We start from the raw sequence: 5,747 nt of genomic DNA on the forward strand, positions 1-5,747 counted from the left end.
ATCACCACAGATGCTACCTTCTACCTCACTCCTCCAGTGGCAATCACCTACAACCCGGGAAGATTGTGTTTTACATTCTTGAATGGGGTTGTACCCCCCGTGAAATGATACAGTAACGCATAAACTCCCATTGCTTCGACAGAAATCGCCAATTTTACATGTCGGGCAATTTCATGAATGGAATCACTGATTATAAAACTATTCCCTTCACTCCAGCAGAAAAACTTGTTTAAGCCAAATCTGTCAGAATACAATCGTATCATTGCAGCATCTATTTGGCCTATAATGAAATTTCCCTTTATTTTCTCAATAAATGCATCTTTGTATTTGCCATGGCAGGAGAGTATGATTTCTTTGCTTGATGTTTCTTTAACTGGTATGTCATTTCCCTTTCTCAAAGAAACAAATCCGTTTACAAACCAATGATTGTTTGCTTCATCTGAGAAAAAATTTTCATCAAAAACAATAAAATTTTCATTGGATTCGAACAAAGAAATTTCGGGATAGACTTTTTTTACTTGCTCAATATTACTGATTAACCACATATCTTCCCCTCCATTCGTTTTTTATTAACGTAATCCATCACCTCATCTGTGAATTCACCAAAAAAAGAGCCAGTTAATATATTTGTTGGTTCCGGAGTTAACCCGGTGTTAAACTCAATTATTTTAACATCTGAACTTGAATCAACAGCAAAATCAAAGCCTATAATTCTATGGTAAACAAAATGTGATGCAATATTTTTCGCTATCTGGATTACTTCCTCATATTCAGGAAAATCTACGTTAATTTCGTTTTCCTGAAGGCTTAAATCTCTGAATAAACGTTTTGAATGTAAGGTTCCGTTTTTTAGTATTCTTATCCTGCTGGCATTTTTTGTTGTATCAAATAACTCACCTTTGTCACCAATTCTGATATATTGATGCAAAATGTGTATTTTTTCATCTTTTACTGACCTGTATGTAATAATTCTGGCAGTATTTAATGATGTTTCATTAAATTTGGATAGTATGGAGTGTTGTCTTATTACTTTTTGAAGTATAAAATTATTCTCATGATAAATATAATCCTTAAGATTAGTACCTTGATTATTTATAAAATCTCCATTTTTGTTTTTAAAAAACATCTGGACACCTTTGCTGCTACCTGTATCAAGTATTTTTTTATATATAATCTTTTCATCCTTTATATTTGAAATAATTGTCTCTGGTGATTTTTGATTTATTAGGTCCGTGTCATAAAAAACTCCATTTATTTTTTTTAAATAATTAAAAATAAAAACGTCAGGAATATCATTAAAAACTTTTGGCAATAAATCTATAAAAGCTTTATTTTGAAATATTGTAGAGGAATATCTTTTCAGATTGAGATAAGGTTCAATATAATATTTGTAAAATTCTTCAGTAATATAGTTTAGGTCATGCGTATTGTTAAAAGCAATATATAGTTTAACTCTGTTAAGGTCATACTTAATTTTGTGCTTTTTACAATTCGCTTTGTATTTCCGGGTAAAATCTCCTGGTAACCGGGCTACTTTTTTATTTTTGGTAGAATATCTTATACGGTTTTTTCTCCTAAGGGTATTGTACTTTACCCAAACTTTGAAACCTTCAAGACACTTTTCAATACGCAGAAATAGCTTATACATTTGCGTTTTCTTTATATTTCGGTTTAGTTCTGATAAATTGTTCCTTAAAAACAGGTTTTACAAATAACAACCCCAAAAAGAACATCACAATAGTTCTGTTACCCGTGCCGTAAAAGGAGCCATTGTACATATTTAAAAGTGATGTTATAAAAATTATAGAAAAGATTAAAAAAAACATTTTACCATCTTCAATCTTACTCCGGTGTTTATAATATTTAATTAATCTAATAAATACAAGCCATAAAAAAGCAAGGTAAATCAACATTCCCGTTAACCCCAAAGAATTTAAAAGCATAGCAAAATCATTGTGGATTGGCCTTCTGGAACCAAAATAATATCCTCCGATTTTACCATATTGACCAGCTGTTACAAATGGAGACCTTCCGAAGAAGCTATAATTTAAATCATTAAAACTAAAAATCTCAGTTAATACAGCCTCCAATTCAACTGTCCTTCCTTCTCTTTCAAAAACATCTCTGTCGGCAACCATAAGTTCTGCCCGATGCTCATATCTTTTTTGGAATGTGGATAACCAATATGCTGATGTTAAAAAAGCAATTGAGCCTGCAATAATTAAAAATCTTACATAGTTTAATTTAAACCGGCCCTCTGTAAATATCAAATAAATAAAAAGTGAAATGATTATCAGAATAATGGAAGTCCTTTTCATTCCTGTAATAAGGAAAAGGATACTGATCAAAGCAGTAATTATTATAAGAGCTTTTTTTTGCCTTGGGATAAAATCAAAAAATAACAATGCAGGTGCCAGAATCGTAATGTAAAACTGAGATGCAGAATTTAATCCTCCTCTGGTAAAATAATCATCTTCAACTTGATAACCTGTACCACCAATACCCAAAATACTTGCTAGTATCAGGTAAAACCCTATTACAATTGTCAAATTAGCAAAAACTTTTAAAATGTATTTTGCTTTTTGGTAATCAAATAAGTTTATGGTTATGGGAAAAACAAGCAGTGATGGGAAAATTCTACTGAACTGATAAAAGCTTCCAAATTGGTTGCTACTGAATAACACTAAGGCAGCCGAATAAATAATAAAAATTAAAATTATGGCAACCGCTGTATGTTTTAAAGGCTTAATTGTTGTAAAAAATAACCAAAGGATATATGAGACAATTATCATCCCTCTCAAATAACTGAAGAAAGGCCATGCACTGAAGTTGACATAAACTTCGGTGGAAAAAAGAAAGAAAAGATAATAGTCAAAGAATTTTACATCTCTACTACTTATGGTTTTAGCACTTTCCATTTATTCAAATTACTTGTTGGCTATAGTTTTAGAGTATAACTCCACATATTTGTTCATTATATTTTCATGAGTAAATTCATTGTTAATTTTGTTTATTCCTTTCATGCTCATGCTTTTATAAACTTCTGAATTACTTAGCAATAGATTCATTTTTTCATAATATGAATTTGGGTCATCACCTTCATATATAAGAAAACCGGTTTCTCCATTTTCAATAATATGGTCTGTTATACCTTTAAGATTTCTTGCAATAACCGGTACTCCTACGGCCATAGATTCTATTAAAACATTGCCAAAACCTTCTCTTCTGCTCGGGAAAATAGTAATATCAGCCATTTGGAAAAATCGTTCAGGGTCGCTTACCAGGCCTTTGTCTATGATTGTTTCATTATTAAGATATTTTTCCAGATTGTATTGCTTGCCATTTATAATTGGTTTTTTTTCTGAAATACCTAATAAGATCATTAATGCCTCAGGGTAATTTTTCAATAAGATATCAAAAGATTCTATGGCAATATCAAATCCTTTTCTGAAGCTTTTTGGTCCTAGAAATAACAATACCGGATAGCGTTCTTTAAACTTTTCTCCCAATATGGTTTCCTTTAAATATGCTTTTGATAATTCACCCGGTTTAAAATCCGTGTCATTGTGAATAACTACTGTTTTTGTTTTTATATTGTTAATCTTGCACCAATCTTGCAATGCATTGCTTATACATATGATTGTGGTTGCATTATTTAAGTTGAATTTAAGTATATGTTTTTGACTCCAGTGTGAGGATTTTTTATCAAAATCCGGCAATAAAGTAAATTCTCTTAATAAAGGTTTACCGAATATTTTCGAAAATAAAATGGTTCCAATTTCCTCCCATGAATTACTGAAAGTATGAATTAGATCTACTTGTTTTCTATTTTTTGTAAGAAAGATAAAAATCCTGAAATTATGATAAATAATAGCGCTTAATGCTAATATCTTGTTGTTTCTTTTACGCTTGGTCGTAAACCTATAGATATACTTTGAAAGGTTATTTTTTATATCTGAATTATCTTTTACCGACTCCTCCCTTGTTTTGGTAATCAGACTAAAAAGCATGTTTTTTGAAGCTAAGTATTGTCCATGTCTGTAAGCTCTTTTACCAGCTCCACTATATACGGGAGGGATTTTTGATACTGTAAGACAAACTTTCAGTAATTTTTTGTCAGTCATAATAGAATATTACTAGTCAATGGCGATCTACTAAAACTATTTATTTTGGGAAAACCTTAAAAAGTTAATTACTTCTCTGTATACAGTTATTCTTAGAATTGCCATGAATATAATTATAGCTATAATAAGGGAGAAAAGAATGACAATCAGGTTTTGATTATAATTATTTATAAGCCAACCTTTAAGAAAAAATAATACTACTCCCATTACCGCTGAACTGGCAAATATTTTTGCCAAATCAGATAATTGTTCTCTTATATTATAGGAGATATACTTTCCTGCATAATACCCATAAAAAAATGTTGTAACATATTGTGCAAGAACAATTAAGCTGATAAGTGTAAGGATGTCAAACCAGATTCCTCCCACCAGTGCCAGGGTAATATTTGCTTTTTGCAGTATTTCCAGATTGAGATACAACCGGCTTCTTCCCAGCACCTTTAAAAGGTTTTGATGAATCAGAATTAGGTTAAAGACCATTCCACCCACACATACAATTTGCAGCATAGGGGCTGCAGGCAGCCATTGATCGCCAAATGCCAGTGAAATTAAAGGTTCGGCATAGACTATCATAAATACCATGCCTGGTATTACAATCAAGGAAGAGATTTTGATAATTTTACGGTAGGCATCTTTCAGTTTTACAGGGTCGTCATTGAGTTTTGCCAGGGAAGGATAGGAAACCTTGCGTATTACCTGCATGAGATTGGATGAAACCAATCTTTCAAGTTTTTGTGCTTGTGACAAGAAACCCAATGTGGCAGGGGAGAAGAATACACCAATCAATACTTTATAAAGATTAGAGTGTATACTGGAAAGAATTTTTGAAGCAGTAAGGTGAATTCCAAAAGATGATAATCTATTGTATGAGTTTTTATGCAGGCTTAAAGAGACTTTTTGCTTACTTAGAAACATCAGGAACAAACTTGATAAAATGCTCAGCGCAAGATACTTATAAGCCAGAGCAAAAACTCCGTAACCTTTGTATGCAAGATAAATCCCCAGTGCCCCCGAAAGCAAATGGGCAGGTAATACGCGTAAGAATTCTTTTTTAAAATCAAGACTATGCACCAGCATTGCCTGATGTACCAGACTTAAAGCACGAGCTACAAGCGTTAAACCCATGATGCGGATTAGTGATTGAATTATGGGGTTCCCATAGAAATCTGCAATGTAGGGTGCTGCAAAAAACAAAATAATGTAAAAAAACACAGCAAGAAGCACATTGATAGTAAAAACTGTGTTAATATCTTCTTGCTTCGGGGTTCTTTCTCTGATAATTGCTGAACTTAAACCTCCTTCCATCAGAACGGTAGTAACAGCAAAAAATATCATGATCATGGCCACCAACCCAAAATCTTCGGGAGTTAACAATCTGGCCAGAATCATAATGATCCCGAATTGAATTAAATACAATCCAACCTTCTCTGCAGCTACCCAGATAAATCCCTGCAGTGTTTTCTTTTTAAGACTTTCGGCCAAGAGTGATTTTGGTTAGTGGGGTGTTAATTGCTTGAGATGTTAATTTCAGGTTTTTAACCGCGGAGTCGCTAAGGCGCAAGGTTCGCGGAGTGATAATTTATGATTTCAGATTTTTGATTTCAGATTTAGTTTCGCTGAGCT

The 5,747-nt window shown here is 32.5% G+C and carries 5 protein-coding genes; all 5 read right to left on the bottom strand.

Features of this window, described 5'->3' with window-relative positions; all coding sequences use genetic code 11:
- Positions 1-47 precede the first annotated feature (47 nt).
- Genes EA412_05335 through EA412_05355 form a run of 5 tightly spaced genes read right to left on the bottom strand, consistent with a single transcriptional unit; the run spans position 48 to position 5,606 of the window.
- On the bottom strand, positions 48-545 hold the full coding sequence (locus EA412_05335) for a hypothetical protein (protein ID TVR80009.1): 498 nt from the start codon (positions 543-545) through the stop codon (positions 48-50).
- Positions 536-1,648 carry a hypothetical protein gene (locus EA412_05340; protein ID TVR80010.1) on the bottom strand — a complete coding sequence of 371 codons (1,113 nt, stop codon included), beginning with the start codon at positions 1,646-1,648 and terminating at the stop codon, positions 536-538. Before EA412_05340 ends, EA412_05335 begins: the two co-directional genes overlap by 10 nt.
- A complete protein-coding gene (locus EA412_05345; GenBank protein ID TVR80011.1) occupies positions 1,641-2,918 on the bottom strand; it encodes a hypothetical protein in 1,278 nt (425 codons plus the stop codon). Before EA412_05345 ends, EA412_05340 begins: the two co-directional genes overlap by 8 nt.
- Before the next feature lie 9 nt (positions 2,919-2,927).
- A complete protein-coding gene (locus EA412_05350; protein ID TVR80012.1) occupies positions 2,928-4,124 on the bottom strand; it encodes a glycosyltransferase family 1 protein in 1,197 nt (398 codons plus the stop codon).
- A gap of 36 nt (positions 4,125-4,160) precedes the next feature.
- Positions 4,161-5,606, bottom strand: a complete 1,446-nt coding sequence (locus EA412_05355) for a lipopolysaccharide biosynthesis protein (GenBank protein TVR80013.1) — start codon at positions 5,604-5,606, stop codon at positions 4,161-4,163.
- Positions 5,607-5,747 lie beyond the last annotated feature (141 nt).

It is taken from the genome of Chitinophagaceae bacterium (assembly GCA_007695095.1).
In the GTDB taxonomy this organism is placed as follows: Bacteria; Bacteroidota; Bacteroidia; order Chitinophagales; family REEL01; genus REEL01.